25 protein-coding genes and 1 tRNA gene are annotated in these 25938 nt (G+C 40.6%); 23 read left to right on the top strand and 3 right to left on the bottom strand.

The features are described from left to right. The 15 genes from HMPREF1519_RS07125 to HMPREF1519_RS07055 form a co-directional block, all read left to right on the top strand. Positions 1–2289: LPXTG cell wall anchor domain-containing protein (locus tag HMPREF1519_RS07125; protein WP_037611701.1), on the top strand; the 2289-nt coding region annotated here is incomplete at its 5' end. A 185-nt stretch (positions 2290–2474) separates the two neighbouring features. Further along, the gene (locus HMPREF1519_RS07120; protein WP_002890796.1) at positions 2475–2696 is read left to right on the top strand and encodes a DUF4649 family protein; all 222 of its coding nucleotides are present in this window, start codon (positions 2475–2477) and stop codon (positions 2694–2696) included. A 135-nt stretch (positions 2697–2831) separates the two neighbouring features. After that, positions 2832–3833 carry a tryptophan ABC transporter substrate-binding protein gene (gene trpX, locus HMPREF1519_RS07115; RefSeq protein WP_022496442.1) on the top strand — a complete coding sequence of 334 codons (1002 nt, stop codon included), beginning with the start codon at positions 2832–2834 and terminating at the stop codon, positions 3831–3833. Positions 3834–3842: 9 nt separating this feature from the next. Further along, positions 3843–4712, top strand: coding sequence for an ABC transporter permease (locus HMPREF1519_RS07110; RefSeq protein ID WP_002883493.1), 870 nt, complete (start codon positions 3843–3845; stop codon positions 4710–4712). After that, on the top strand, positions 4709–5467 hold the full coding sequence (locus tag HMPREF1519_RS07105) for an ABC transporter ATP-binding protein (protein WP_002883503.1): 759 nt from the start codon (positions 4709–4711) through the stop codon (positions 5465–5467). Before HMPREF1519_RS07110 ends, HMPREF1519_RS07105 begins: the two co-directional genes overlap by 4 nt. Positions 5468–5646: 179 nt before the next feature. Beyond that, positions 5647–7308: a ribonuclease J gene (locus tag HMPREF1519_RS07100; protein WP_022496443.1), complete on the top strand. Its 1662-nt coding sequence runs from the start codon at positions 5647–5649 to the stop codon at positions 7306–7308. A 134-nt stretch (positions 7309–7442) separates the two neighbouring features. Continuing rightward, a complete protein-coding gene (locus HMPREF1519_RS07095; RefSeq protein ID WP_037611699.1) occupies positions 7443–8225 on the top strand; it encodes an alpha/beta hydrolase in 783 nt (260 codons plus the stop codon). A gap of 119 nt (positions 8226–8344) precedes the next feature. Next, positions 8345–9064 (top strand): matrixin family metalloprotease, encoded by a 720-nt coding sequence (locus HMPREF1519_RS07090; protein WP_004182633.1) that lies wholly within the window; start codon positions 8345–8347, stop codon positions 9062–9064. Positions 9065–9075: 11 nt separating this feature from the next. Then, entirely contained in the window at positions 9076–9447 is a 372-nt protein-coding gene (locus tag HMPREF1519_RS07085) for a hypothetical protein (RefSeq protein ID WP_037611697.1), read from the top strand. Positions 9448–9532: 85 nt separating this feature from the next. Next, positions 9533–9976 (top strand): flavodoxin, encoded by a 444-nt coding sequence (locus HMPREF1519_RS07080; RefSeq protein WP_002883520.1) that lies wholly within the window; start codon positions 9533–9535, stop codon positions 9974–9976. A gap of 51 nt (positions 9977–10027) precedes the next feature. Next, positions 10028–11563 carry a ClC family H(+)/Cl(-) exchange transporter gene (locus HMPREF1519_RS07075; protein WP_037611695.1) on the top strand — a complete coding sequence of 512 codons (1536 nt, stop codon included), beginning with the start codon at positions 10028–10030 and terminating at the stop codon, positions 11561–11563. Positions 11564–11637: 74 nt separating this feature from the next. Then, positions 11638–11910, top strand: coding sequence for a chorismate mutase (locus HMPREF1519_RS07070; protein ID WP_037611693.1), 273 nt, complete (start codon positions 11638–11640; stop codon positions 11908–11910). A 9-nt stretch (positions 11911–11919) separates the two neighbouring features. Beyond that, on the top strand, positions 11920–13146 hold the full coding sequence (locus HMPREF1519_RS07065) for a chloride channel protein (protein ID WP_037611691.1): 1227 nt from the start codon (positions 11920–11922) through the stop codon (positions 13144–13146). Between the two features lie 127 nt (positions 13147–13273). Further along, positions 13274–13621: a 50S ribosomal protein L19 gene (gene rplS / locus HMPREF1519_RS07060; RefSeq protein WP_002883489.1), complete on the top strand. Its 348-nt coding sequence runs from the start codon at positions 13274–13276 to the stop codon at positions 13619–13621. A 50-nt stretch (positions 13622–13671) separates the two neighbouring features. After that, positions 13672–13743, top strand: a tRNA-Arg gene (locus HMPREF1519_RS07055). A gap of 247 nt (positions 13744–13990) precedes the next feature. Here HMPREF1519_RS07055 and HMPREF1519_RS07050 read toward each other — a convergent pair. After that, complete coding sequence (locus tag HMPREF1519_RS07050) at positions 13991–14536, bottom strand: hypothetical protein (protein ID WP_022496446.1); 546 nt, start codon at positions 14534–14536, stop codon at positions 13991–13993. 75 nt (positions 14537–14611) lie between these two features. After that, positions 14612–14788, bottom strand: coding sequence for a DUF3042 family protein (locus tag HMPREF1519_RS10390; protein WP_002883513.1), 177 nt, complete (start codon positions 14786–14788; stop codon positions 14612–14614). A 75-nt stretch (positions 14789–14863) separates the two neighbouring features. On the opposite strand from HMPREF1519_RS10390, the gene miaA reads away from it, so the two are divergent. The 4 genes from miaA (at position 14864) to HMPREF1519_RS07030 (ending at position 18352) form a co-directional block, all read left to right on the top strand. Then, a complete protein-coding gene (miaA, locus tag HMPREF1519_RS07045) occupies positions 14864–15775 on the top strand; it encodes a tRNA (adenosine(37)-N6)-dimethylallyltransferase MiaA (protein WP_037611688.1) in 912 nt (303 codons plus the stop codon). 33 nt (positions 15776–15808) lie between these two features. Further along, complete coding sequence (locus tag HMPREF1519_RS07040; RefSeq protein WP_331279446.1) at positions 15809–16309, top strand: GAF domain-containing protein; 501 nt, start codon at positions 15809–15811, stop codon at positions 16307–16309. Then, positions 16309–17961: a DNA polymerase III subunit gamma/tau gene (gene dnaX, locus HMPREF1519_RS07035; RefSeq protein WP_037611684.1), complete on the top strand. Its 1653-nt coding sequence runs from the start codon at positions 16309–16311 to the stop codon at positions 17959–17961. The genes HMPREF1519_RS07040 and dnaX overlap by 1 nt, the downstream gene beginning before the upstream one ends. Before the next feature lie 205 nt (positions 17962–18166). Continuing rightward, entirely contained in the window at positions 18167–18352 is a 186-nt protein-coding gene (locus tag HMPREF1519_RS07030) for a DUF3272 family protein (RefSeq protein ID WP_002883500.1), read from the top strand. Here HMPREF1519_RS07030 and birA read toward each other — a convergent pair. Next, positions 18339–19277 (bottom strand): bifunctional biotin--[acetyl-CoA-carboxylase] ligase/biotin operon repressor BirA, encoded by a 939-nt coding sequence (gene birA, locus HMPREF1519_RS07025; protein ID WP_037611683.1) that lies wholly within the window; start codon positions 19275–19277, stop codon positions 18339–18341. The two genes, HMPREF1519_RS07030 and birA, sit on opposite strands and share 14 nt — an antisense overlap. A 279-nt stretch (positions 19278–19556) precedes the next feature. Between birA and metK the strand changes: the two genes are divergently transcribed. The 4 genes from metK (at position 19557) to HMPREF1519_RS07005 (ending at position 25927) form a co-directional block, all read left to right on the top strand. Further along, positions 19557–20750 carry a methionine adenosyltransferase gene (gene metK / locus HMPREF1519_RS07020; RefSeq protein ID WP_014634398.1) on the top strand — a complete coding sequence of 398 codons (1194 nt, stop codon included), beginning with the start codon at positions 19557–19559 and terminating at the stop codon, positions 20748–20750. A 667-nt stretch (positions 20751–21417) separates the two neighbouring features. Beyond that, positions 21418–23190 (top strand): DUF4118 domain-containing protein, encoded by a 1773-nt coding sequence (locus HMPREF1519_RS07015; RefSeq protein WP_037611681.1) that lies wholly within the window; start codon positions 21418–21420, stop codon positions 23188–23190. Then, positions 23187–24104, top strand: coding sequence for a hypothetical protein (locus tag HMPREF1519_RS07010; RefSeq protein ID WP_037611679.1), 918 nt, complete (start codon positions 23187–23189; stop codon positions 24102–24104). Before HMPREF1519_RS07015 ends, HMPREF1519_RS07010 begins: the two co-directional genes overlap by 4 nt. Further along, positions 24101–25927 carry a DUF2194 domain-containing protein gene (locus HMPREF1519_RS07005; protein ID WP_037611677.1) on the top strand — a complete coding sequence of 609 codons (1827 nt, stop codon included), beginning with the start codon at positions 24101–24103 and terminating at the stop codon, positions 25925–25927. The genes HMPREF1519_RS07010 and HMPREF1519_RS07005 overlap by 4 nt, the downstream gene beginning before the upstream one ends. The last annotated feature ends 11 nt before the right edge of the window (positions 25928–25938 follow it).

The raw sequence follows: 25938 nt of genomic DNA, 5'->3' as shown, positions 1-25938 counted from the left end.
AGGGATTCGATTACACTTCTTGATGAAAATGGTCAACCAGCAGCGGCGGTGTTTGCGAAATCACCAGCGGGCAATATTATTGGTACATTCACAGTTGATAAAGACACAGGTGTCGTAACCTTCACACCAACTGATAAATCTTACTCAGGTGATGTTGTTCCAGTTAAGGTTCAAGCAGCCGATGCAAATGGAACAACAGTAGAAACAACTTATACACCTAAGATTACTCCAGTCGTTCCAACATCTGAAGATGCCACATCGACAGATATCCAAGGTGCAACACAAACAGGTAAACCAAGCTTCACCGAAGGTGACAGCCGTGTACCAATGAACGATGCTGTTCCAGCAACATTTGACGATGGTTCGACTACCAAGACAGTAGAAGGTGTTGGTACTTACACAGTAGCGGCTGATGCAACAGTTACATTCGTACCTGAGAAATCATTCGTTGGTGAAGCCCCAGCAGTGACAGTTGTTCGCGAAGATAAGAACGGCACTAAAGTTTCTGCTACTTACACACCAACTGTGACACCAGTAACTCCAACTGCTGAACCAGCAGCATCGACAGATATCCAAGGTCAAACTCAAACTGGTAAGCCTAAATTTACTGAAGGTGATAGCCGTGTGCCTATGAACGATGACGTTCCAGCAACCTTCGATGATGGATTAACTACGAAGACAGTAGAAGGCGTTGGTACTTACACAGTAGCGGCTGACGGAACAGTAACTTTCGTACCTGAGAAATCATTCGTTGGTGAAGCCCCAGCAGTGACAGTTGTCCGTGAAGACATGAACGGCACTAAAGCCTCAGCAACCTACACACCAACTGTTACACCAGTCACACCGACTGCAACTCCAGCAGTATCTACTGACATCCAGGGTGCAACACAAACTGGTAAACCTGTATTCACCGAAGGTGATAGCCGTGTGCCAATGAACGATGACGTTCCAGCAACATTTGACGATGGTTCAACAACTAAGACAGTAGAAGGCGTTGGTACTTATACAGTAGCAGTAGACGGAACAGTTACATTCGTACCTGAGAAATCATTCGTTGGTGAAGCTCCAGCAGTGACAGTTGTCCGTGAAGATAAGAACGGCACAAAAGCCTCAGCAACTTACACACCAACAGTAACTCCTGTTACACCAACTGCCGCCCCAGCAACATCAACAGATATCCAAGGTCAAACGCAAACAGGTAAACCAAGCTTTACGCCTGGTAACCCAAGTGTGCCAATGGATGATGATGTACCAGCTACCTTTGAAGATGGTTCAACAACTAAAGTTATTCCAGGAGAAGGAACTTACACCGTTTCTCCAGACGGAACAGTAACCTTTGTTCCAGAAAAAGCATTCACAGGAACAGGTACAGGCGTAACAGTGAAACGTGTTGATAAGAACGGTACAGCTATTACAGCTACCTATACACCAACCGTTACACCAGTAACACCAACTGCAGAATCAGTTACTTCAATTGGTAATAAGGGTCAAACGCAAACAGGTAAACCAAGCTTCACTGAAGGCGATAGCCGTGTACCAATGAATAACCAAGTTCCAGCTACCTTTGAAGATGGTTCAACTACCAAGACGATTTCAGGTGTTGGTACATACACAGTAGCTGCAGATGGAACTGTAACCTTCACACCAGAACCTGAATTTACAGGAACTGCCCCAGCAGTAACAGTTGTTCGTGAAGATGTCAACGGAACTAAGGCTTCAGCTACCTACACACCAACTGTCCTTCCAATCACTAAGTTTGTTGATAAAGAAGGTAAGGAAATCCCAGGATATCCTACAGTTGATGGTGAACAGCCAAAAGTTGAGATCCCAGGTTACCGCTTCGTAGAAACTAAGAAATTACCTAATGGTGATATCGAACATGTCTATGAGCAAGTAACAACATCATATGTAGATGAAAATGGTACTCCAATCCCTGGTTATCCAACCGAAGATGGCCAACAACCTAAGAAAGACATCCCTGGTTATGAATTTGTGAAGACAGTTGTAGATGAAAATGGTAATACTCAACACATCTACAAACAAATTGTGACTCCAACACCTGTGCCGGATACAACTCCGACACCAGAGCCACAGCCAGCTCCACAAACAGAAGAGCCTAAGGCTCCAGTGCTTCCAGAAACAAAAGAAGAAGCTCACTTTATCAATCCAACTGATAAGACAGCCCAACTTCCAGAAACTGGTAGTGAAGATTCAAACCTTGCAATCTTTGGTTTGGCAAGTCTTCTAGCTGGATTCGGACTCTATGGCACAAAACGACGCAAACGTTAAAATGATTTAACGGTCGTATAGGACCTTAAGAATCCAGATTTCAATTAAAATAGACCTCATGGTATTTGCCATGGGGTCTATTTGTATGGCCCAGACTGCGAGTTTTTTTAAGTCGTCATGATTGACTTTGCTCTCTAGGAAGCGTAATCTAGACCTTAGTTAAAGGATTATAAGGAGGTCCCTCGATGATTGAAGTAACTTATTTAAATACCGCCAAGCAAGAAAAACACACTTCCTTTGAAGATTACAATGAATTTGTTAGGGCACAGCAAGCTTGTTGGATTGCCTTACCAGATTCAACGCCAGTCACTAAGGTGACAATAAACGGACATGATATTGGCTACAAGGGACAATATGGTGACCTTTACTTTTATATTATGAAGTTAGACTTGGCACAATATCAGTAATAATAAGGGAAAAGAATCAGACATCGTGTTCTGGTTCTTTTTTTTAATCAGGGTAATTTTTATAAATTAAGAATATTGCTAATTGACTGAAAATGACTTACAATAGAAAGGAAGAATTTATAGAAGGAGACACATATGAAAAACAAGCGTTTAATTTGGACTTTGGTTTTCTTAGCTATCTTGACGCTCGGTTCTATTGGTACAGATCTGTTCAAAAAAGAACACCAAGATACCAATAAGGTCGTCAAAGTAGGGATCCTCCAGTTCGTGACTCACGACGCCCTGGATCAAATCGAGAAGGGAATTGAGGATGGCCTTAAGGAAGCTGGTTATAAGGGGGACAAGGTTAAAATCACCCTCCTAAATGCCGAAGGAGACCAGTCTAAAATTCAAACCATGTCTAAACAATTGGTTAATGACAAGAACGATGTTGTTATCGGTATTGCCACACCAGCAGCACAGGGGCTAGCGGCAGCTACCAAGGATATTCCAGTCATCATGGGGGCTATCTCAGACCCTGTTGGGGCAAAATTGGTTAAGGATCTCAAGCATCCGGAAGGCAATGTCACTGGTACCTCTAACCAAGTGCCGATTAAGCAGACAGTAGAATTGGTCAAATCACTGACACCAAATGCCAAAACGATTGGTATTCTCTATGCTTCAAGTGAGGATAATTCCAAATCACAGGTTGAAAGCTTTAAGAAATACTCTGAAAAAGATGGCCTGAATGTGGTCGAGTACGCCGTACCATCAACCAATGAAATCAATACAACCATGTCAGTCATGACTGGTAAGGTAGATGCCATCTGGACGCCTCAAGATAATACTATTGCTTCAGCCTTTTCAACAGTAATCTCATCAGCCAACCAGGCTAAGATTCCAGTTTATACGACGGTTGATACTATGGTGAAAGAAGGCGGTTTGGCTTCAGTGGCGCAAAGCCAATATGAACTTGGAAAGGCTACAGCTCGTAGTGCCGTTAAGGTTCTTAAAGGTAAGAGAGTTAAGGATGTTCCTGTAGATGTTATCGATGATGGCACACCAACACTTAACCTTAAAGTTGCTCAAGACCTCAACATCACCATCCCTGACGATGTGCTTAAACAGTCAGACATCGCTGTTAAAGCTGATAAATAAGGAGGACTTATGATTATTTCATCTATTTATCAGGGGCTTCTATACGGAATCCTAGGTCTTGGGATTTACATGACTTTCCGTATCTTGGATTTTCCTGATTTGACAACAGAAGGTTCCTTCCCTCTTGGTGGGGCAGTAGCAGTAACCCTTATGAACTTTGGTTGGAACCCAATTTTAGCAACCTTGGTTGCCGTTTTGGCCGGCTGTGGTGCTGGACTTGTGACTGGTCTCCTCTATACTAAGGGAGAAATTCCTACTATTTTGGCAGGGATTTTGGTCATGACCTCTCTTAACTCAGTCATGCTTATGATTATGGGAAGGGCCAACTTGGGACTTCTTGATATTAAGACTATTCAAGATTTGCTTCCTTTCAGCAAGGACTACAATCTCTTGATTGTTGGTCTCATTGCTGTGACCATTGTTATCACTGCCTTGATTGCCTTTCTTAACACGCGCCTAGGTCAAGCTTATATTGCCACAGGTGATAATAGAGACATGGCCAAATCTTTTGGTATCAACACAGACAATATGGAAGTGATGGGTCTTGTTATCTCAAACGGTATTATTGCCCTCTCTGGAGCCTTGATTAGCCAACAGGACGGTTATGCCGACGTTTCTAAAGGGATTGGGGTTATCGTCATTGGTCTTGCCAGCATTATCATTGGTGAGGTCCTTTATGCGACTAACTTGACTCTGTTGGAACGTTTGATTGCCATCTGTATTGGTTCAATCCTCTATCAGTTCCTTTTGACAGCGGTTATTGCTCTTGGTTTTAACACAAACTACCTCAAACTCTTTAGTGCAATTGTTTTGGCTATTTGTTTGATTTCGCCTGTCCTACGCCGAAAATTCTTTAAGGGGGTGACCTTATCACGATGACAGCTATTGTAGAACTCAAAGATGCGACTGTTAAGGTCAATAACGGTTTTGACACCGAAAAAACAATCTTGGACCATGTTAATCTTACCATTAGAGAAGGTGACTTTATTACCATTCTTGGTGGAAATGGTGCCGGAAAATCAACCCTCTTCAACGTCATTGCAGGGACACTCATGTTGACCAGTGGTCAGATTTTCATCATGGGTGAAGATGTTACGGCTCTCCCTGCTGAGAAGCGTGCTAAGTACCTCTCACGAGTCTTCCAAGATCCTAAAATGGGGACAGCTCCTCGTATGACTGTTGCAGAAAACCTCTTGATTGCCAAATACCGTGGTGAAAAACGAGGGCTTAAATCACGCCAAATTCATCTCTACACAGAGGAATTTCAAGGTCTGATCGAACGTATCAGTAATGGTTTAGAAAAACACTTAGATACACCAGCAGGTCTCCTTTCAGGTGGTCAGCGTCAGGCTCTCAGTCTTTTGATGGCGACACTTAAACGTCCTGAGCTCTTGCTCTTAGACGAGCACACTGCAGCCCTGGATCCTAAGACCAGTGTAGCACTCATGGAGTTGACTGATGAGTTTGTGACGGGAGACCATCTAACAGCCTTGATGATTACCCACCACATGGAAGATGCCCTAAAATATGGAAATCGTCTGATTGTTATGAAGGATGGTCAAATCATTAAAGATCTTACCAAGGAAGAAAAAGGTCAATTGGATATCACAGACTACTACGCTATGTTTGAGTAAGCCTAGTCTGACTCTAAATTGTAAAATAAGCCAAAAAGTTGTATACTTAAAGGGTATGCAACTTTTTGTTGTGGCCTGTAAATCGACAAGGAGACTGTTCGCACGAACGTTCAGCTTCTTGGACCGTCTGTAAAAATAGGCTCTAGAAGAGAGTCAAACTAAAAAGGAGAAAAACAAGCATGAGCGATATTAAAATTATTGCCCTAGGTGGAGTACGTGAAAATGCTAAGAACCTCTATATTGTTGAGATTAACGACTCTATCTTTATCTTGGATGCTGGTCTAAAGTATCCTGAAAATGAACAACTAGGTGTTGACTTTGTCATCCCTAACTTAGATTACTTGATTGAAAATAGAGATCGTATCCAAGGGATTTTCTTAACTCACGGACACGCCGATGCCATTGGTGCCCTACCTTATATCTTGCAAGACGTCAAAGCACCAGTTTTTGGATCATCACTCACAATCGAGTTAGCTAAACTTTTTGTCAAGAATGCTGGCGTTAAGAAATTCAATAATTTCCATGTTATTGACGCAGAAACTGAAATTGAATTTGAGGATGCTGAGGTTTCATTCTTCAAAACAACTCACTCAATTCCAGAATCAATGGGGATTGTTCTTGGTACTGACCAAGGAAATATTGTCTATACAGGTGACTTCAAGTTTGACCAAGCTGCCCGTCCTTACTACAAAACTGATTTAGGTCGTTTGGCTGAAATCGGACGTGAAGGTGTTTTGGCCCTCTTGTCAGACTCAGCAAATGCGACAAGTACTGAACAAACAGCTTCTGAAGCAGAAGTTGGCCAAGAAATTGACCAAGTTATTGCCGATGCAGAAGGACGTGTTATTGTTGCTGCAGTTGCCTCAAACTTGGTACGTATTCAACAAGTCTTTGATTCAGCTGCTGATCACGGACGTCGTGTTGTTCTTACTGGTTTTGACGTAGAAAATATTGTCCGCACAGCCATTCGTCTCAAAAAATTGACTGTGGAGCATGAGAAACTTATTGTCAAACCAAAAGACATGAACAAGTTTGAAGACCACGAGTTGATTATCCTCGAAAATGGTCGTATGGGTGAACCAATCGATGGCCTTCAAAAGATGGCAGTTGGTCGTCACCGTTACGTTCAAATTAAGGATGGAGACTTGGTTTATATCGTAACTACCCCAAGTATTGCTAAAGAAGCAGTAGTGGCACGTGTCAACAATGCTATCTATAAAGCTGGCGGTTCTGTTAAGATGATTACACAAAGCCTCCGTGTGTCTGGGCATGCCAATGCTCGCGAACTTCAATTGATGATTAACCTCCTTCGTCCACAGTATCTCTTCCCTGTCCAAGGGGAGTACCGTGACCTTCAAGCACATGCAGAGTTAGCCTTGGAAGTTGGTATTCTTCCAGAAAATATTTATATCGTTAAACGCGGTGATATCATGCACTTGTCAGAGGACCAAGGTTTTCTTCATGAAGGAGCTGTTCCAGCTGGTGATGTTATGATTGACGGTAATGCCATTGGTGATGTGGGTAATATCGTCCTTCGTGACCGTAAGGTCTTGTCTGAAGATGGTATCTTTATCGTAGCTATCACTGTTAACAAGAAGGAACGTAAGATTGTCTCTAAAGCGCGTGTGAATACACGTGGGTTCGTTTATGTGAAGAAGAGCCGTGACATTCTCCGTGAGGCTGCTGACATTGTCAATGCTACAGTTGAAAATTACTTGGCAGGAGACAGCTTCGACTGGGGTGAACTTAAAGGTGCCGTCCGAGACGATGTAGCTAAGTTCCTCTTTGACCAAACCAAACGTCGCCCAGCTATCCTTCCAGTAGTTATGGAAGTCCGCTAATAACTGACTAAAACATAAGAGTGTGAGCGTGTCGCTTGCACCATAGACATTGAGGAAAGTCTCAACAAGACTTTGTTTTAAAATCAAAAGCTGGGGTTTCCCAGCTTTTCTAACATTAAGAAAGGAAAATACAAATGGCTTTTTTTCAAATTGAATACTCATCAGATGTTCTAGGACAATACCGCCAAGTGGATGTCATCTATCCAGATCGTGATCAGATTGCTGAAACGGAAAGTGATACGGACATCCCAGTTCTCTATCTCCTTCATGGCATGGGGGGCAATCATAATTCTTGGGCCTTCCGTACCAATATTCAGCGTCTCCTTCGTAAGACTAATCTCATCGTTATTATGCCTAACTCTGAAAATGGCTGGTATACAAATACCAATTACGGGGTTAAGTATTACGATGCCATTGCTAAGGAGCTTCCTCAAGTCATGCAACGTTTCTTCCCTAGTATGACTAAGAAGCGTGAAAAGACCTTTATCGCTGGACTTTCTATGGGTGGCTATGGTTCTTTCAAACTAGCCTTAACGACAAATAACTTTGCTTGTGCGGGTTCCTTCTCTGGTGCCCTTGGATTATCAGTAGAGATGATTACAGATGAAACGAGTGAGTCTAAGGAATACTGGCAAGGTGTCTTTGGCGATTTGGAAGGAAAAGACATTGAGCAGCACAAATTGGTTAACCTAGCCAAACAACATGACAAGAAAACCAAATTCTTTGCCTGGTGTGGCCTTGAGGATTTCCTTTTTGATTCTCAAGATAAGGCAGTTGCTGATTTGAAGGCCCTTGGTTTAGACATTGACTACCGTACAGACCATGGAAGACATGAGTGGTATTATTGGGAAAAACAACTAGAAGCCTACTTAGAATGGTTACCTATTGATTACGTTAAAGAAGAACGCTTGTCTTAATAGGTCAATTTTGTAACATCTTATCAAAGAGATGATAAAAGCTTAAAGTGATATTTTTTGCTTGTCAGAACTATTAGAGCTTGATATACTAGGGGAAGTTTCGAAAAGGAGGCTCAATAATGAAAAAATTATTCAGAGTAATCTTCTATATTCCCAAACTTCTTTTACAATTTATTTGGAATCTTATTTGGGCTATATTTAAACTTGCCCTAGTTCTAGCCCTTATTGGTTATGGACTCGTCTACTATGCCAATAATTCTTCAAGTACCTTAGCCACAAACATTAACCAAGCCTTTCATCAAGTAGAGCTAGGTTTTAGTGGTACCAGTACTAGTGACGTTGAGAAAGTTGTCTCTAACCTATCAACGACAGATACCATTCCAGAGTCTAATGGAGCTAGATGGGCGCAAAATACAGCTAGCATCTATATACAATCTACAGATGAAACCTTGGTAGCAGCTTATAAGGAAGCTATTACTAACTGGAATAACACGGGTGCTTTCATCTTTACATTAACTGATGATGCCTCAACGGCTGACATTGTTGCGACAGACTATTCCGATGCGAATTCACAGGCAGCAGGTTTAGCAGACACTCAAACCAATGTTTTGACCAATCGCATCACTCATGTAGATGTGAAGTTGAACCGTTATTTCCTCTTGAATAGTGATTTTGGTTATACTCACAAGCGTATTGTGAATACAGCTGAACACGAATTGGGTCATGCCATTGGCTTAGACCATGATGACTCTAAGACATCTGTTATGCAATCAGCAGGATCTTATTACGGGATTCAACAGGTGGATATTGATACGGTCCATGCTCTCTATGCAAATTAAGGAGGGGTGTCATGCGCTATTTGAAACGCCTTGCTAGACGTTACCCCATGCAAACCTTCCTTTTTCTTTTCAATGCTGGGGTCTTTACTTGGTTGCAAACAACAGGAACCATGATTGCCAATCGTTTGGGATTATCAGGTGATGGTATTTGGATTTATATTCCCAATTGGGTAAAAACGCTGACCAGTCATTCCATACAGAGTATTCAAACCCTATACGGGGCCTCTGGTTGGAGTTGGTTAATCACCTCTATGCTTCTTACTTGGCTCTTGACTTTTCTTAGAGGTCTCATGAGAGCAGTGATTCTCATTCTTATAGTTGGTCTTGGCTTATGGCTAGTCTATCGACACTTTGAACTCTTACAAAATCTAAAACTGTCCTGATGGGCAGTTTTTTTGAGTTGTTAGGTCATTTATTTTCTGAAGAAATATGATATAATATAGCTAATTTATTATTTTGGAGGACATTATGGCTTTAGCAAAAATCGTTTATGCCAGTATGACCGGTAACACTGAAGAAATCGCAGATATCGTTGCCAAAAAATTGGAAGAATTGGGTCACACTGTAGATGTAGACGAGTGTACAACGGTTGATGCCGCTGATTTTGAAGATGCGGATATCTGTATCGTAGCGACTTACACTTATGGTGATGGTGAGTTGCCAGATGAAATCGTTGACTTTTACGAAGATTTGGCTGACCTCGACTTGTCAGGTAAAATCTTTGGTGTTGTAGGTTCAGGAGATACCTTCTACGATTATTTCTGTCATTCAGTGGATGAGTTTGAAAATCAATTCACATTCACAGGGGCGACTAAGGGTGCTGATAGCGTCAAGGTTGACCTTTCTGCTGAAGATGAAGATATCGAAAACCTCGAAGCTTTCGCTGAAAAAGTTTCAGAAGCATTAGCATAAGAAAAAAGCAGAGTAAAGTCTGCTTTTATTGTAGTCAAAAATGGAGTTTTTATGAATGAAATAGAAAGAGATTTTAGGACGCAATCTCAGCATCTCCTTTGGTCCGTTTGGCGAGGACTCTTAGTGGGGGTGACAGCAGGAGCAGTAGTCAGTCTTTTTCGTTGGTTAATTGCCAAAGGGGCTGCATTTTCTGTAGCTATTTACGAAGACGCTCTTCATAATCCACTTCTGATTCTGGGAATTGTACTTGTTAATCTCTTGATTGCCCTTTTTATTGGTTACCTTATTAAACAGGAAAAAGACATCAAGGGCTCAGGGATTCCTCACGTTGAAGGGGAACTGATGGGGCTTCTACATCCGTCCTGGTGGTCAGTTTTATGGCGTAAATTCCTAGGTGGAGTCCTTGGGATTTCAATGGGACTGATGTTGGGACGTGAGGGACCTAGCATTCAACTAGGTGCCATGACTGCTAAGGGATTAGCGGAGGGACTTAAGCTCTCTGCACGTGAGAAGCGTGTCTTGATTGCTGCAGGAGCAGCAGCAGGGTTATCGGCTGCCTTTAATGCCCCGATTGCTGGTCTTTTGTTTGTCGTCGAAGAAGTCTATCATCATTTCTCTCGTCATGTTTGGGTGACAGCTTTAACGGCATCTTTAGTAGCCAATGCTGTTTCCCTACGCATCTTTGGCCAGGTACCAGTCCTTGCTATGACAGAAAAATTACCCGTATTTCCTTTGAAGGATTATTGGATTCTTATTGTCTTGGGGATTTTTCTAGGTGTGCTTGGATACGGTTATGAGTGGGTTGTCTTACGTATTGGTAAGGTCTACCAAGGGTTAGGGAAAATCTTCCACTTGCCATCTCATTTTCATGGCCTTTTGGCAGTTCTGTTTATCATTCCTATTGGTCTCTATTTTCCACATCTTTTAGGTGGCGGGAATGAATTGATTCTTGCCTTAAATGGTTTACATCCTGCTCTAACTGTGGCTATCCTCTATTTGGCTATCCGCTTTATTTGGAGTATGCTGTCCTTTGGTTCTGGTTTTCCTGGTGGGATTTTCTTGCCGATTTTGACTCTAGGTGCTCTTTCTGGTAGCGTCTTTGCGGCAGCTTTTGAAAACCTAGGCTTTTTACATCCCGTTCAGTTTCCTATCTTTATCATTCTTGGTATGGCTGGTTATTTCGGTGCTGTGTCTAAGGCACCGCTAACTGCTATGATTTTAGTGACTGAGATGGTAGGTGACCTTCACCAATTGATGACAATTGGTGTCGTGACCCTGATTGCCTATCTAGTCATGGATTTCATGGGAGGAGAACCTGTCTATGAAGCCATGCTTCACAATCTAATCGCTCACAAACCAGAGCAAGTTGATAATATACCGACGATGATTGACTTACCGGTTACAGATAGTCTAGCTGGTCGATTGGTTAAGGATTTAACCTTACCTGATGGAGTTTTGATTTCCACTCAGATTTTTCAAGACCAGTCTGAGGTTGTTCATGGAGACACACGTCTAAAAGCAGGAGCAACCCTGTATCTAGTTGTTAATGAAAGTAATATCAGTCAGGTAAGAAAACTCTTTTTATAAGCAATTCAATGGCTTGAGGCTCTTTTGTCCTCAGGTCATTTTTGTTATAATGGAGAGAAAAAAAGGAGGTCAGTATGGACTTAAATGAGATTCGCCAACAGATTGATACCGTTGATAATGAGATTGTGGCTTTGTTGGAAGAACGTATGAAATTAGTAACTCGAGTAAGTGCTTATAAACAACGCACTGGAAAGGCGATTTATGATCCCGAACGTGAACAGGCTTTGCTTGATAAAGTAGCTGCTAGTGTCGTTAATCCCGACTATCAAGAAGCTATTGTTGCTAGTTTTGCGGATATTATGAAGCATTCACGTACTTATCAAGCAAGTAAGCTAGAGGAAAAGTAGGCAACTAGGATGAAAGTAAGACAATTAAGTGATAGTCAAGGTCTTTCTTACTTACATTTAGTAATGTTAAGTCTTTATGCAATCTTTTTGGGGGTGCTTGTTGGACTGATTGATGCTGTTTTTGGGCGCGTGCTGATAGGACTCTCGGAATTTCGTGACCACCATCTCTTTTATCTAGTCCCGGCACTTCCTTTAGCAGGTCTTTTGATAGTTTACCTTTACCAAAAGTTTGCGGGTAAGGCAGCACAGGGAATGGGCTTGATTTTCAAGGTGGGACATAACGAGGAGGATCAAGTGCCTCTAAGGTTAATCCCACTGGTGACTGTAACCACATGGTTGACCCACCTTTTTGGAGGATCTGCAGGCCGTGAGGGAGTTGCTGTTCAGCTCGGAGCCACAGTATCACATGCTTTTAGTCGCTATTTTAAGCTCCCTAATGCGTCACGCATTTTCTTGACCATGGGTATGGCAGCTGGTTTTGGAGGACTCTTCCAAACACCAGTCGCTGCGACCTTTTTTGCTCTTGAAGTTCTGACTCTAGGACAATTAAGTCTGCCAATCTTAGTACCGACTCTTATTGCATCATTTGTGGCTAGTACGACAAGCCATCTCTTAGGTCTTGAAAAATTTAGTCATTTTGTATCTGACAGTTTGACTATTGATTTCGAGACTTTTGTCAAATTAGCTCTTTTAGGTCTGGCCTTTGGTCTAGCAGGAAATCTCTTTGCTTATCTCTTGTCACTAAGTAAAAAGAAGGTAGCAAGTCTGCTCCCAAATCCCTATTATCGTGTTCTTTTTGGAAGCCTCATATTGACCTGTCTTCTTTTAATTTTGTGGAAGGGTCGCTATACAGGTCTTGGAACGAATTTGATTGCTTTAAGTGTTGGTGGTGGGACCATTTATCCATTGGATTGGCTCTTGAAATTGCTCTTGACCGTCTTTACCTTATCTCTTGGGTTCCAAGGAGGAGAAGTAACCCCTCTATTTGCCATTGGAGCAAGTCTTGGTGCTGTTTTAGCACCAGTTCTAGGACTTCCAATCCCACTTGTAGCAGGTCTTGGCTATCTATCTGTCTTTGGTAGCAGTACCAATACCCTTTTAGCACCTATTTTCATAGGCGTTGAGGTTTTTGGTCCAGCTAATGCAATCCCTTATGCAATTGTCATGGCTTTTGCTTATCTCATCAATCATAAGACAAGCATTTATGGTCAACAAAAAATGATAGAAATGCAATAAGATACTAGACATCTTTAAAAATTTTTGATAACATATTAAGAGTGTGTAATGGACACACAAAAATAACGGCTAATCCGCTGAGACACAGAGGTTGCTCTTAAGATTAGTAAGATAGGAGTATATAAAAATGAATCCATTGATCCAAAGTTTGACAGAAGGTCAACTTCGTACTGACATCCCATCATTCCGTCCTGGTGACACAGTTCGCGTTCACGCGAAAGTTGTCGAAGGAACTCGCGAACGTATCCAGATCTTTGAAGGTGTAGTTATTTCACGCAAAGGTCAAGGGATCTCAGAAATGTACACAGTTCGTAAAATTTCAAGCGGTATCGGTGTAGAACGTACTTTCCCAATCCACACTCCACGTGTTGAAAAGATTGAAGTTGTACGCTACGGTAAAGTCCGCCGTGCTAAACTTTACTACTTGCGTGCTTTGCAAGGTAAAGCTGCACGTATCAAAGAAATCCGTAAATAATTTACAGATTTCACATAAAAAATCTGTCCTCGTGGCAGATTTTTTCATAAGTCCTCTTAGTTAAATGGATATAACAACTCCCTCCTAAGGAGTCGTTGCTGGTTCGATTCCGGCAGGGGACATTTTTAAGCCTTTAACCATGCGGTTTTAAAGCGTTTTGTCCACATTTATTTTATCTTTTTATCGTTATGTTCTTTATGGGCTTGTAACGAAAAGGTTTTAAGCTAGTTTGCTCAAAATTTAAGCTAAATGTATTTGACACCTATTGAATTATAGGTGTTTTTTTGATAAGCAAAAACCCTAGTCAGGATTAGTCCTAACTAGGGTTGAAAATAGAATACTGGTGATGATAAGTATTCTGTTATCTCATTAATTGGAATTGGCAGTTGTGTCTGTGCTTGATGAAGCTTGTGGGTACTCGTAAGGATTGTTATCAACGTCGTTAATCCACTCATTGCTCTGATCAGTTGAGCTTGAGTGATTGCTTCCTCCACCAGCACCTGCGGCGAAGGCTGCATCGTGACCACCACCGCCTCCTCCGTTAGTGGCATAGGAGCCATCTTCTGGCCCGCCCCAACCTCGTCCGCCTTCAGCAGGCTTGGATTTATCTTGATTTCCATCTTGATGAGGTGTTTGGTTGTTTTGTTTTTGATTTGCTTCTTGAGCAGAAGGAGATGCTTGATGCTTATTTTCGTCCTTAGCCTCCTTCTTATGATCTTCCGTCGAAGTAGCTCTTGATGATTTAGTATTCTCTTTTTTATGAGATGAGCTGCTTTTTGATGAAAGGCTGTGAGAGATGTGATGCGTTTTTGCTGCTGGCTTTACAGGTTCTTTTAAATGTTTTGATAAAAAACCGAAGAGAAAGAAGAAAGCTAGCAAAGAGAAGGTGATAATATTATATTTTTTTCTTTTCAAATTTGGCTCCGTTCCTAGTCATAGATGAAGAGTTAAAAATAACAGTAAAAAACCAGGTTTCCCTGGTTCTCATTATTAGCGGCTTACACGACGGCGAGCTGCTTTTTTACGGTTTTCTTCGATGAAAGCCAATTTCTTTTCTTCTGGTTCGATAATGGTTTTCTTAACTGCGAAGACAGCACCTGCTACAGTAGCAGCAGTTCCGATAACGCCAGTAGCGACACCTTTAGCGAATGAATGTTTTTTAGCCATGAGACTATCCTCCGTATATGTTATAATATGCTTATATTATCTAAAAAAATATCTAGAATAGCAAGTGAAAACATTATGAAAACCAAACTTATTGTAGTAGCTGGTCCTACTGCTGTAGGAAAAACAGCGCTTGGAATTGAATTGGCCAAGCGTTTTAATGGGGAAATTATTTCAGGAGATAGCCAGCAGGTTTACCGACAATTGAATATAGGAACTGCCAAGCCCACTCCTGAAGAGCAGGTAGCAGCAGTGCATCATCTGATTGATGTTCGCGATGTTGATGAGACCTATTCAGCTTATGATTTTGTGACAGAGGCAGAGGCTGCCATTACAGATATCGTTAGTCGTGGCAAGCTGCCTATTATAGTAGGAGGAACAGGTCTCTATTTACAAAGCCTTCTAGAAGGGTATCACCTAGGGGGGCAGGTAGATCAGGAGCAGGTTTTAGCCTATCGGTCGGAATTAGAGCAATTATCTGATCAGGAACTTTTTGAAAAAATTGATCGCTTAGGTATTGAGATTAAAGAGATTAACCGTCGTCGTGCTATTAGAGCACTTGAGCTTCATCGTTTTTCGGAGAATCTTGAAAATACTGAGACGACTTATGATCCCTTTCTTATCGGATTAGATGATGAACGTTCCTTGATCTATGACCGCATCAATACACGAGTAGACAAGATGGTTGAACTTGGGCTCTTGGAAGAAGCCAAGTGGCTGTACGATAATTATCCTGATGCCCAGTCAGCTCGTGGTATAGGCTACAAGGAGTTGTTTCCTTATTTTGCTGGGAACCAAACCTTGGACGAAGCTTTGGAAAAACTCAAGCAAAATACGCGTCGATTTGCTAAACGTCAATTAACCTGGTTCAGAAATCGAATGACTGTTAAGTTTTATCAGATTTCTAGTCCAGAATATCCTGAAAATGTCGTTCAAGATCTTGAATTATTTTTAAATGAAAGGGAAGGAGAAAAGGTAGGTCAATCTTAGTTTTAAGAACCAATCTTTGCTATAATGGTAGTTATGACTAACGAAGAAAAAAAATCAGCCTATGAATTAATGCTAGCACAGGCTAAAGTGCTTTTTGCCAATGAAGACAATGCTTTGGCCAACTTTTCTAATGCCTCAGCTCTCTTGAATACAACCCTGCCAAATTCTGTGTTCACAGGCTTCTACCTGATGGATAATGACAAGAATGAGTTAATCCTTGGCCCTTTCCAAGGTAATGTTTCTTGTGTTCGAATTGCCCTAGGTAAGGGTGTTTGTGGCCAGTCTGCAGCAGAAAATAGAACCCTAATTGTCGAAGATGTCACCAAACACGACAATTACATCGCTTGTGATTCCGCTGCTCGAAGTGAAATTGTTGTACCAATGATAAAAGATGGCAAATTAGTTGGTGTTCTCGATTTGGATTCTCACCAAGTAGGAGACTATAACGACGTAGACCAAGATTATCTTGAAGCATTTGTCAAAATTCTACTTGAGAAAACCGAGCTTACATTTGGAATGTTTGAGGTAAACTAATGTATCAAGCCTTATATCGTAAATACCGTAGTCAGACCTTTGGCGAAATGGTTGGTCAAAAAGTGATTTCAACCACCCTCAGACAGGCGGTAGAGTCGGGGAAAATCAGCCATGCCTATCTCTTTTCTGGGCCACGTGGTACCGGTAAAACCAGTGCGGCGAAAATCTTTGCCAAGGCTATGAACTGTCCTAATCAAGTTGATGGTGAGCCTTGTAATCACTGCGATATTTGTCGCGATATTACTAACGGAAGTCTCGAAGATGTTATCGAGATTGATGCGGCTTCCAATAATGGTGTTGATGAGATTCGTGAGATTCGTGATAAGTCGACCTATGCTCCAAGTCGTGCGACTTACAAGGTCTATATTATCGACGAGGTTCACATGCTTTCGACAGGTGCCTTCAATGCTCTTTTGAAAACCTTGGAAGAACCAACCGAAAATGTTGTCTTTATTCTAGCGACCACTGAATTACATAAGATTCCTGCAACCATCCTCTCTCGCGTTCAACGTTTTGAGTTTAAATCGATCAAGCAGGGAGCTATTAAAGAGCATTTGGCTTCAATCCTGGAAAAAGAAGGATTAACCTTTGATGATGAGGCTTTGACCATTATTGCTCGTCGTGCGGAAGGTGGTATGCGTGATGCTTTGTCAATCTTAGACCAAGCACTGAGTCTGTCTCCTGACAATCATGTCAGCCAAGCCGTAGCTGAAGAAATCACTGGTTCTATTGGTTTAACAGCCTTAGACAGTTTTGTCGCTAACGTTCGCAATCAAGAGACTACGCAAGCTTTATCAAATCTTGAAACTCTTTTTGATAATGGTAAGTCTATGAGCCGTTTTGCGACGGATCTCTTGGAGTATTTTCGTGATCTTTTGATTGTCAAAGCGGGCGGAGAGAACAGTCACCATAGTCCCCTTTTTGAAGAGAATCTTTCTCTGGAGCAAGACCGACTTTTCCAACTGATTGACTTGGTTACAAGTGCCTTGCCAGAAATTAAAACTGGAACACATCCTAAAATCTATGCGGAAATGCTGACTATAAAATTGTCAGAAACCCATACTCAGGTTTCACAAGAAATTCCAGGGAATTTAAAAGAAGAGTTAGATAGTCTTCGTCGCGAGGTAGAAGGTCTACGTAAAGCTCTTAAAGAGGGCAAAGTCCAAGGAGAAGTAGCACCAAGTCGAAAAGCCAAACCTGCTTATCAGTACAAGGTGGATCGTGAAAAGATTCTCACGATTATGCGTGAAACTATGGAAAATCCTCAGAAATCACGCCAGTGTCTGGATGCCCTAAAGGCAACTTGGCCTGAAATTTTGGATTCTATCAGCCCACAAAATAGGGCACTTTTGAATGGTTCCGAGCCTGTATTAGCCAATCAGGAAAATGCCATCCTAGCCTTTAATGCTGCTTTTAATGCTGAACAGGTCATGAAACGCAGTGATCTCAATGATATGTTTGGTAATATCATGAGTTCAGCTGCCGGTTTCTCACCTAATATTATGGCTGTTCCAAAAGCAGAATTTGAAAAACTCCGAACAGAATTTGCACGTAGCCTCAAATCCAAAGAAGAATTGGAAAAAGAAGATCGCGAAGAGTATATTCCTCAAGAACTCGAATTTCTCTCTGATGTAGTAGAAATAGAGGACTAAAAAGGTCCAGTGGAACTTTTTAGGTCCGAGCCAAGAAACACAAAAGCGAGGCTGTCCAGTGGACCTTTTTAGGTCCGAGCCAAGAAACCCAAAAGTGAGGATGTCCAGTGTAATTTGATAGATTTCTGAAGCTGTTCCATCCGTGTAAAAATGAAAAGAGCCTAGACTGCTTGTCCTAGGCTCTATCTATTGATATAATAATCTTATGATTCAACAAATTTTGTTTATTACGCTTGAAACTATTTTTGAAACGGTTTGTTTTAATTACAGTTTACAGCACGGCTATTACTTTTTCACAGCCTTTTTTGGTTATTTACTGTTTCGTCGTCTTTGGACAACCTATGTTGTTTCACGCATTGCGCGTGCAGCCGACAAGTCTACCAAGAAGTAAGGCTCACTTCGCCAGCGGTCAACCATTTTTCCTTACCATCATCAGTAAGAACGAGAAGTTGGCCCTTATCGCCAATTTCCTTGGCAATACCAGTATAAGTCCTTCCAGCTTGTTCAAAGGTCACTTGTTTGTCTAAAACGAGGGACTTTTCTTTATAAACTTTGACCAAATCGCTTGTAGGAATGGTTAAAAAGAGTTTCCAAATTTCTGAAATGAGCTGGTTTCGAGTGATGCTTGGTTTTTCAGAAGTAAAAAGACTAGTAGCTTTATTAGCTAACTCTTCAGGAAAATCAGTGATTGAGAAGTTAAGCCCAACCCCGATAATGACATCTGTGATGCGACCAGATTCGATAGAACTAATGGCTTCGGTAAGGATACCAGCCATTTTTTTGTTGTTGAGGTAGATGTCATTAACCCATTTAATTTCTGTATTGATGCCAGTTAGACGCTGGATAGCTTTGACAATAGCAGCTGCCACCATCATCGTATAAGGTGGTAACTCCTCAAAATGACAATTGGGCTTTAAGTGGATACTCATGTAGATACCACCTTGTGGACTGGCAAAGAAGTGACGTTCAAATCGTCCTTTGGCTGCCTTTTGACTTGATGCCAGATAAAGTGCAGGCGTCGGATTAATCTTTTCCATGCCATGTTTAGCATCTAGTTGGGTAGAGTTAGAATCTGGATTAAAGTAGACTGGAATGTTGAGTTGCTTAGAGATGTCTTGAGGAAGAAGAATATCTCCCTTTTCTAAATAGTAGCCTTTCTTGCGGACACTGGTAATGTCAATTCCTTGTTCTTGAAGTGTTTGAATTGCCTTCCAAATGGCTGTCCGTGAGACACCAAGGCTTTTAGCCAAGCTCTCTCCCGTTACAAAGTCAGGACTCTTCGATAAGATGTGATAAACGTGTTCATAAGTTTTCATATCCTAAGTATAATACAAAAGATGGTAAAATGCTCACTATAAATTATTGATAAGGCTTGATAATAAATAACTATATGACTAGACTGAAAAAACATGATATAATGGAAAGTAGTTATTAAGTCCCGATAAGGCAACAGTCATCCTAGAGTTGGCTGTTGGTTCTTTGTAACTTTTTAACGGCGTCTAGCTCCATTAGGAGTATAGCGTTTTACCTATTAGGAGACGGTTAAATCCGTGCTATCTAATACTATTTTTCATATTAAAAGGGGGACATTTTATATGTCAGAACGTAAACTTTTCACGTCTGAATCAGTATCTGAGGGGCATCCAGATAAAATTGCAGACCAAATTTCAGATGCCATTCTTGATGCGATTTTAGCAGAGGATCCAGATGCACACGTTGCAGCAGAAACTGCTGTCTACACTGGTTCTGTCCATGTTTTCGGTGAGGTTTCTACAACAGCTTATGTGGACATTAACCGTGTGGTTCGTGATACTATCGCTGAAATTGGTTATAACAATGCAGAATACGGCTTTGCGGCAGAATCTGTAGGGGTTCACCCATCATTGATTGAACAATCACCAGATATTGCTCAAGGTGTCAATGAAGCACTTGAAGTTCGTGGAACTGGTGATCAAGACCCACTTGATCTTATCGGAGCTGGTGACCAAGGTTTGATGTTTGGTTTTGCTATTGACGAAACTCCAGAGTTTATGCCACTTCCAGTTAGCCTTTCACATAAATTGGTTAAAAAATTGGCAGATTTGCGTAAATCTGGTGAGATTTCATACCTTCGTCCAGATGCTAAATCTCAGGTTACCGTTGAGTATGATGAGAATGACCAACCAGTACGTGTTGATACAGTCGTTATCTCAACGCAACACGATCCTGAAGCGACTAACGACCAAATTCGTCAAGATGTCATTGAAAAAGTCATTAAGGCAGTTATTCCAGCCGAATACTTGGATGATGAGACTAAGTTCTTTATCAACCCAACAGGTCGTTTTGTTATCGGAGGACCTCAAGGGGACTCTGGTTTGACTGGTCGTAAGATCATTGTTGATACTTATGGTGGCTACTCAAGACACGGTGGTGGTGCCTTCTCAGGTAAGGATGCCACTAAGGTTGACCGTTCAGCTTCATATGCAGCTCGCTACATTGCCAAAAACATCGTAGCTGCTGGTCTTGCTAAGAAAGCAGAAGTACAATTGGCTTATGCTATCGGTGTTGCTAACCCTGTGTCTGTCCGTGTTGATACTTTCGGAACGGCGACAGTTGCTGAAAGTAAACTTGAAGCTGCTGTCCGCGATCTCTTTGACTTGCGTCCGGCAGGTATCATTCAAATGCTGGATCTTAAACGTCCTATCTATCGTCAAACAGCGGCCTATGGTCACATGGGACGTACGGACATCGATCTTCCATGGGAAAAATTGGACAAGGTAGATGCCCTCAAAGCGGCTGTAGAAGCTTAAAAAGATTTAATATTACTTTCAATTTAATAATATCAAAGTAACAGAATTTAATTTTTTTGAATTCTGTTTTTTTGTTTTGAAAATAAATAATATGAATTTTCTGACTTTAAACACTTGTAAAGCCTATGGATTGAGTGATTTAAGGATAAAAACTACTAGCTATAGATAAATTCTTTTGGTGAAAACCTTTGAAAGGAGTTGAAAAATAAGAATAAATTGCTATAATAAAAGTGACGATGTAAATATAAAACTAGAGTCATTTTAGATTGATAGAGTAAGAAGAAATACCTTTAAATAAGGTTTAACAGGTGTTAGATAATCTAAAGTGATCTGGTTAGTTTGTGATTTCTTGGGGAAGCTAATCAACATAACAAGATATTTAGTTAGTTAATTTAATCTATTCTTTAATAATATTAATTTACGTTAATGTTTATTTAGAATGATCTTGTTCTTTCTTATATTTTTAAAATCTTTAAGAATCTTCGAAAGAGATTCAGATGAGAGTTACGTGCTCACTCATTGGGGAGGAGGCCATAACTTTCAAAGAGCTTTCTTAAGAAAGGCATTACATGGTGGTCTTGAGATTATTGGGAAATACTTGAGACTAATGATTAGAATGGGTAGAGAGTGTAGTTAAGGGGACACTCTTAAAAGTGGGGAGAAGTTTATGAATATTTTGATACTTGGTAATACTGCTGGATTAACAAACGATTTCATTTTGAAAACGTTTCCTAATCAAGCAGTTTTTATTTTTGGTCATACAGGTGTAAAGAACTCTCGTAAGAATAAAATCACCGTATATACCAAACATTATGAGAACAATCAATTAGAAGATGTTTTTGATTTTCATGATTATGATCAAATCATCTATTTTTCGGAATATCTCAATTATGGACATGAAAGTTCAGGGGAGATTGAAAATCTCATCAGATTGTTAGAGTGTCTTAAAGATAGAAAAAACAAACGTTTACTTTACATTACAGGTCCTGTCCTTGAGGATGGGAAACGAAGCTTACAGACGACAACTAAGGATACCTTATTATCTTGGACTCGAGAATTTGGGGTCAACCTTAAAGTTCTGCATAGTCCCTTTCTTTATTCAGTCATTAATAAAGAAGATTATCTATATAAACTGTTTGTACGTTTAGACGATCATGAGCAGGTGGAGTTGAAGGAGTCATCACAAAGTCAGGCGACTTTTATCAGTCTATCTGACTTGGGAGATTTGCTTCACAAATTATGTGAGCGTTGGAATGACATCTATGAAAGTATTATTATTCCGGATCCCTTCCAACTGACTTTTGGTGAGCTCTTGCAAGCTTTGGATAAATATTTCCCTAACAAGCAGGTTCATTTCTTAGAGGAAAGAAGAATTAGGAAATATGATAACGATCCTGAAAAGCACCATGATTTGCGTGATCGATTCGCTTGGTTTATGCGTTATGCCTTGGTGCGTGACTTGCCAGATATTTATGAAGATTATCAAAAACAGCGAAAAGGGTCTTTGCGTGTTTCTAAGTTCCGCAATATCGTAGATAATATCGTTAAGCAAAAGAGAAATAAGAAACTTGCTGCTGTTGTCGCGACTTTCTTAATCTTTGAAGCTTTTCGATATATGACTCAAGGTCAGTTACAGTTTCAATTGATCGACCTACGTTTGCTCTTTGTTGTCTTGATTAGTACAGTTTTGGGCATGGGTTATGGCTTGTTCTCAGCAGTCCTTGCAATTATTGGTTTGACAATTAGTCAAATTTTGTCTGGAACTAGCTGGCAATTACTTCTATATAATACGGATCGTTGGGTTGCTTTTATTGCCTATATCTTTATCGCTGTTGTTTGTGGTTTTGTGGAAATGAAGAAAAAAGATGACAAGCTACAACTAGACAAACAATTGGAAACAGTTAAGGAAGACTATCTTATCCTTAATCAATCCTACCATACATTACTTAATGAAAATAAAGACCTGAAAAATGCCTTGTTGGCAAGTCAAGATGGTCTTGGAAAAGCCTATTCTTACTTTGTGACCTTAGATCATGCTAGTGTTGAGAAGGTTCTTAGACAGACGATTGATTTGGTTTCAGAAATTTTGAATGCTCCAGTTTCACTATATGGTGGTGGTCCTTTCCAATATGAACTTCTTTTGGGAGATAACGATAAGAAGCAAGTATCTTTGACAGATTTTAAAGAAGTTAGAGATGCATTCGGTCATGGACGTGTCTGGGCTAATAAATCATTGCTTGAGAATCGTCCAGCTTATGCCATGGAAGTTAAGACCAAGGCAGAGGGTACCTTTATCATTTGGGTAGAGGCTGTTCCTTTTGAAGCTATGTCTACTAAAGTGTTAAACGAGCTTGAGGTTCTTTCAAAAATGAGTCGTTCTTTCATTGAAAAGGCAGAACTTCTTGAACAAGCTAGTCATCAAGGGAGGGTTGCACAATGATTCCAGTCCTAATTACTAGTATTTTAACGGTTTGTTACTTCCTATCTATAGCACTTGTCTATAAAGCCATTGTTAGTGGCAAATCAGATTTAACCATTTTTTACTTGATTTTCCCAATTGCTTTACCTTTCTTTGGTGCCGGTCTGATTCATATGATTTCTAAGCCAAATCCTGGTAGACACCGTCGTGGTCAAGAAGCAGCAGTTGGTGGCAAAATTAAAGATTTGACCATTGATTTTGGAAATATCGATGATTTTCAACGTCCTAAGGAATTGGTTGAAGAAGACATCGTTCCTCTTGAAGAGTCTCTCTATTTGAATAAAGCTAAAGAAGCTCGTCAGCAATTGATGGGATTGGCTAATAATGATCCATCTCATTTTATGGATTTGCTCTACTTGGCTCGCTTAAATGAGGACAGTGAAATTGTTCACTATGCGACAACCTTTATTTCTGAAATTTCAAGTCAATACGATGAGAAGTTGAGTGCCTTTGAGAAACGTTTTGAAAAGGGTGAAGCAGACTTTGATCTCTTAACCGAGTATTGTGATTTTATGGAAGATTACCTCTCTAAAGAACTTCTAAGTAAACAAATGGAAGGTTTGCTTCGTAAGGAGTACGAGGAACGTCTCTTGCAGAAACTTAGTCACGGAACGACTGCTAAAGACTTAGTGAGAGTTATCCATAATGAACTAGCTCTTGGTTTGTATGATTTGGCTCAAAAGCATTTGACGCAGCTTTCAATTAAATCAAATGCGGATGATGTGTATTATTTGTATTTAGAATATTACTATCAAACTGGTCAGTTTGATGAATTTAAGAACATGATTCGTGAGATGCAAGGCAAACAGGTTGTTCTTTCTAAGGACAAGCAAGATCTCTTGAACTTCTGGCAAGGAAAAGAGGTGATGGCATGAAATTAGGTAAAAAGAATGTTATCCGCAAAGAAACCTTGCTAGGGGTTGGCCTTATTTTGTGTTTGGCCATCGGACTCTTTGTTCAAAAGAAGGGGGAATGGTACCCAACTCAAGGTAAGGAAGCCTATCTTACCGGAAAAGTACCATCTACGGCCTCAGTGGTCAAAGATTTAGATAAAGATACGCTGGTTCTTTATGATAGTGAAAACGATACGAGTCAAAGGGCTTGGAAACAGTTCGAGCAAATTCTAAAAGATATGCGTATGGGAGCTAAGTTAGTCGATGTGGCTAAACACGAGTCCTATTCACTTTCAGACTATAAAAAAGTAGTTCTTCTTGTCACTGACCTTTCTCGAATGGAGGACCAGGTTCAGCCTCTCATGGATTGGACTGAAAAAGGTGGTCAAACACTTTTTGCAGTAACCATGGGGAAAGAAAGTAATCTGGATGCCATTGATCATAATCTCGGCGTAAGTTATTCCAATTTTGAGATGGATGAGGTCAAGGAAATCTACGTGGATCCTGACTTCATGATTGGTGGGGGACGCAATTATAAAATTGAGGAACCTTTTGAGTCAGCTAGAAAAGTCTCACTTGAAAGTGATGTTAAGGTACATGCTAAAACAACAGATGATTCTCATACACCGTTGATTTGGGAAAAATCATACGGCAAAGGGAAGTTTGTCGTTGATAACCTTGGAATCTATGAGCGTAATGTCCGTGGTATTTATGCCGCTTCTTATAGTCTTTTGACTGAAGCGACAGTTTATCCGGTAATCAATGGTTCTACCTATTATATTGATGATTTCCCATCACCTGTTCCAGCCGGAGATGGTCGTTTCGTTAAACGTGACTACGACATGTCTGTATCTGAATTTTATACCAATGTTTGGTGGCCAGACCTTCTTAAACTGCACGAAAAGTATGGTATCGTTCATACAGGTGTGGTCATTGAAAACTATGAGGCCCAGACAGATGGTAAAATTGTTCAACAAAATGATTTAGATCGTTTCAAGTATTTTGGAAATTCGCTTTTGGCTAATGGTGGTGAACTTGGTTATCATGGTTACAACCACCAACCTTTGAGTCCTTCATCTGTTAATTATGGTGAAAAGTATGCCAGCTACAAGACTTGGAAGGATAAGGCTGCTATGAAGGCCAGTCTGTCTGAGTTGATTCGTTTTGTCAACCAACTCTTTCCTAAAGCGCAAAAATCAGTTTACGTTCCACCATCAAATATCCTTTCAAAAGAAGGGCGAGAGGTAATCGTTAATGATTTCCCAGAAATCAAGGCTATTTCAAGTAACTATTTCCCAGGAGATTTCACTTATTCGCAAGAGTTTGAAGTGTCACCTGATGGAATGATTGAAGAGCCACGTACAGTTTCTGGTGCGGTTTGGGACGATTTCTCACAGATGACGGTCTTTTCTGAAATGAATATGCACTATGTCAATAACCATTTCCTTCACCCTGATGACGTTCTTGATGTCGATCGTGGTGCAGAATTGGGTTGGGCAAAGATGTATAAGGCTTTAGACAAGGAAGTTAGTTGGGTCCACAATATGTCACCTTCGCTCAGGAATCTAACAGGTTCAGAATTAGCAGGTGCTGTTCAGCGTTACGGTATTTTGAAAGTTTCTCAAAAATATACAAAAGACGCCCTAAAAATAGATCTTGAGAATTTTCATGATCATGCTTACCTTATGGTTCGTTTAAATCAAAACGAGGTTAAGAAGGTAAAAAATGGTAAGGTTACGCATTTAACGGGTAATCTTTACCTATTGGAGGCTACGAATAAGTCAGTCACCATCACATTAAAATAAGGCAAAATAGG

This window comes from Streptococcus sp. SR4 (genome assembly GCF_000517725.1).
Classification (GTDB): Bacteria; Bacillota; Bacilli; order Lactobacillales; family Streptococcaceae; genus Streptococcus; species Streptococcus salivarius_F.
The sequence above is the reverse complement of the archived record's forward strand: the minus strand, read 5'-3'. Positions and strand labels throughout refer to the sequence as shown.

What these genes read in the sequence shown, in the direction of transcription:
- rplS (WP_002883489.1), top strand. Translation starts at nt 13,274, where the DNA reads ATGAATCCATTGATCCAAAGTTTGACAGAAGGTCAACTTCGTACTGAC.
- HMPREF1519_RS07080 (WP_002883520.1), top strand. Translation starts at nt 9,533, where the DNA reads ATGGCTTTAGCAAAAATCGTTTATGCCAGTATGACCGGTAACACTGAA.
- metK (WP_014634398.1), top strand. Translation starts at nt 19,557, where the DNA reads ATGTCAGAACGTAAACTTTTCACGTCTGAATCAGTATCTGAGGGGCAT.
- birA (WP_037611683.1), bottom strand. Translation starts at nt 19,277, where the DNA reads ATGAAAACTTATGAACACGTTTATCACATCTTATCGAAGAGTCCTGAC.
- trpX (WP_022496442.1), top strand. Translation starts at nt 2,832, where the DNA reads ATGAAAAACAAGCGTTTAATTTGGACTTTGGTTTTCTTAGCTATCTTG.
- HMPREF1519_RS07100 (WP_022496443.1), top strand. Translation starts at nt 5,647, where the DNA reads ATGAGCGATATTAAAATTATTGCCCTAGGTGGAGTACGTGAAAATGCT.
- HMPREF1519_RS07095 (WP_037611699.1), top strand. Translation starts at nt 7,443, where the DNA reads ATGGCTTTTTTTCAAATTGAATACTCATCAGATGTTCTAGGACAATAC.
- HMPREF1519_RS07040 (WP_331279446.1), top strand. Translation starts at nt 15,809, where the DNA reads ATGACTAACGAAGAAAAAAAATCAGCCTATGAATTAATGCTAGCACAG.
- HMPREF1519_RS07120 (WP_002890796.1), top strand. Translation starts at nt 2,475, where the DNA reads ATGATTGAAGTAACTTATTTAAATACCGCCAAGCAAGAAAAACACACT.
- HMPREF1519_RS07030 (WP_002883500.1), top strand. Translation starts at nt 18,167, where the DNA reads ATGATTCAACAAATTTTGTTTATTACGCTTGAAACTATTTTTGAAACG.
- dnaX (WP_037611684.1), top strand. Translation starts at nt 16,309, where the DNA reads ATGTATCAAGCCTTATATCGTAAATACCGTAGTCAGACCTTTGGCGAA.
- HMPREF1519_RS07065 (WP_037611691.1), top strand. Translation starts at nt 11,920, where the DNA reads ATGAAAGTAAGACAATTAAGTGATAGTCAAGGTCTTTCTTACTTACAT.
- HMPREF1519_RS07010 (WP_037611679.1), top strand. Translation starts at nt 23,187, where the DNA reads ATGATTCCAGTCCTAATTACTAGTATTTTAACGGTTTGTTACTTCCTA.
- HMPREF1519_RS07085 (WP_037611697.1), top strand. Translation starts at nt 9,076, where the DNA reads ATGCGCTATTTGAAACGCCTTGCTAGACGTTACCCCATGCAAACCTTC.
- HMPREF1519_RS07015 (WP_037611681.1), top strand. Translation starts at nt 21,418, where the DNA reads ATGAATATTTTGATACTTGGTAATACTGCTGGATTAACAAACGATTTC.
- HMPREF1519_RS07075 (WP_037611695.1), top strand. Translation starts at nt 10,028, where the DNA reads ATGAATGAAATAGAAAGAGATTTTAGGACGCAATCTCAGCATCTCCTT.
- HMPREF1519_RS07005 (WP_037611677.1), top strand. Translation starts at nt 24,101, where the DNA reads ATGAAATTAGGTAAAAAGAATGTTATCCGCAAAGAAACCTTGCTAGGG.
- HMPREF1519_RS07070 (WP_037611693.1), top strand. Translation starts at nt 11,638, where the DNA reads ATGGACTTAAATGAGATTCGCCAACAGATTGATACCGTTGATAATGAG.
- HMPREF1519_RS07090 (WP_004182633.1), top strand. Translation starts at nt 8,345, where the DNA reads ATGAAAAAATTATTCAGAGTAATCTTCTATATTCCCAAACTTCTTTTA.
- HMPREF1519_RS07110 (WP_002883493.1), top strand. Translation starts at nt 3,843, where the DNA reads ATGATTATTTCATCTATTTATCAGGGGCTTCTATACGGAATCCTAGGT.
- miaA (WP_037611688.1), top strand. Translation starts at nt 14,864, where the DNA reads ATGAAAACCAAACTTATTGTAGTAGCTGGTCCTACTGCTGTAGGAAAA.
- HMPREF1519_RS07105 (WP_002883503.1), top strand. Translation starts at nt 4,709, where the DNA reads ATGACAGCTATTGTAGAACTCAAAGATGCGACTGTTAAGGTCAATAAC.
- HMPREF1519_RS10390 (WP_002883513.1), bottom strand. Translation starts at nt 14,788, where the DNA reads ATGGCTAAAAAACATTCATTCGCTAAAGGTGTCGCTACTGGCGTTATC.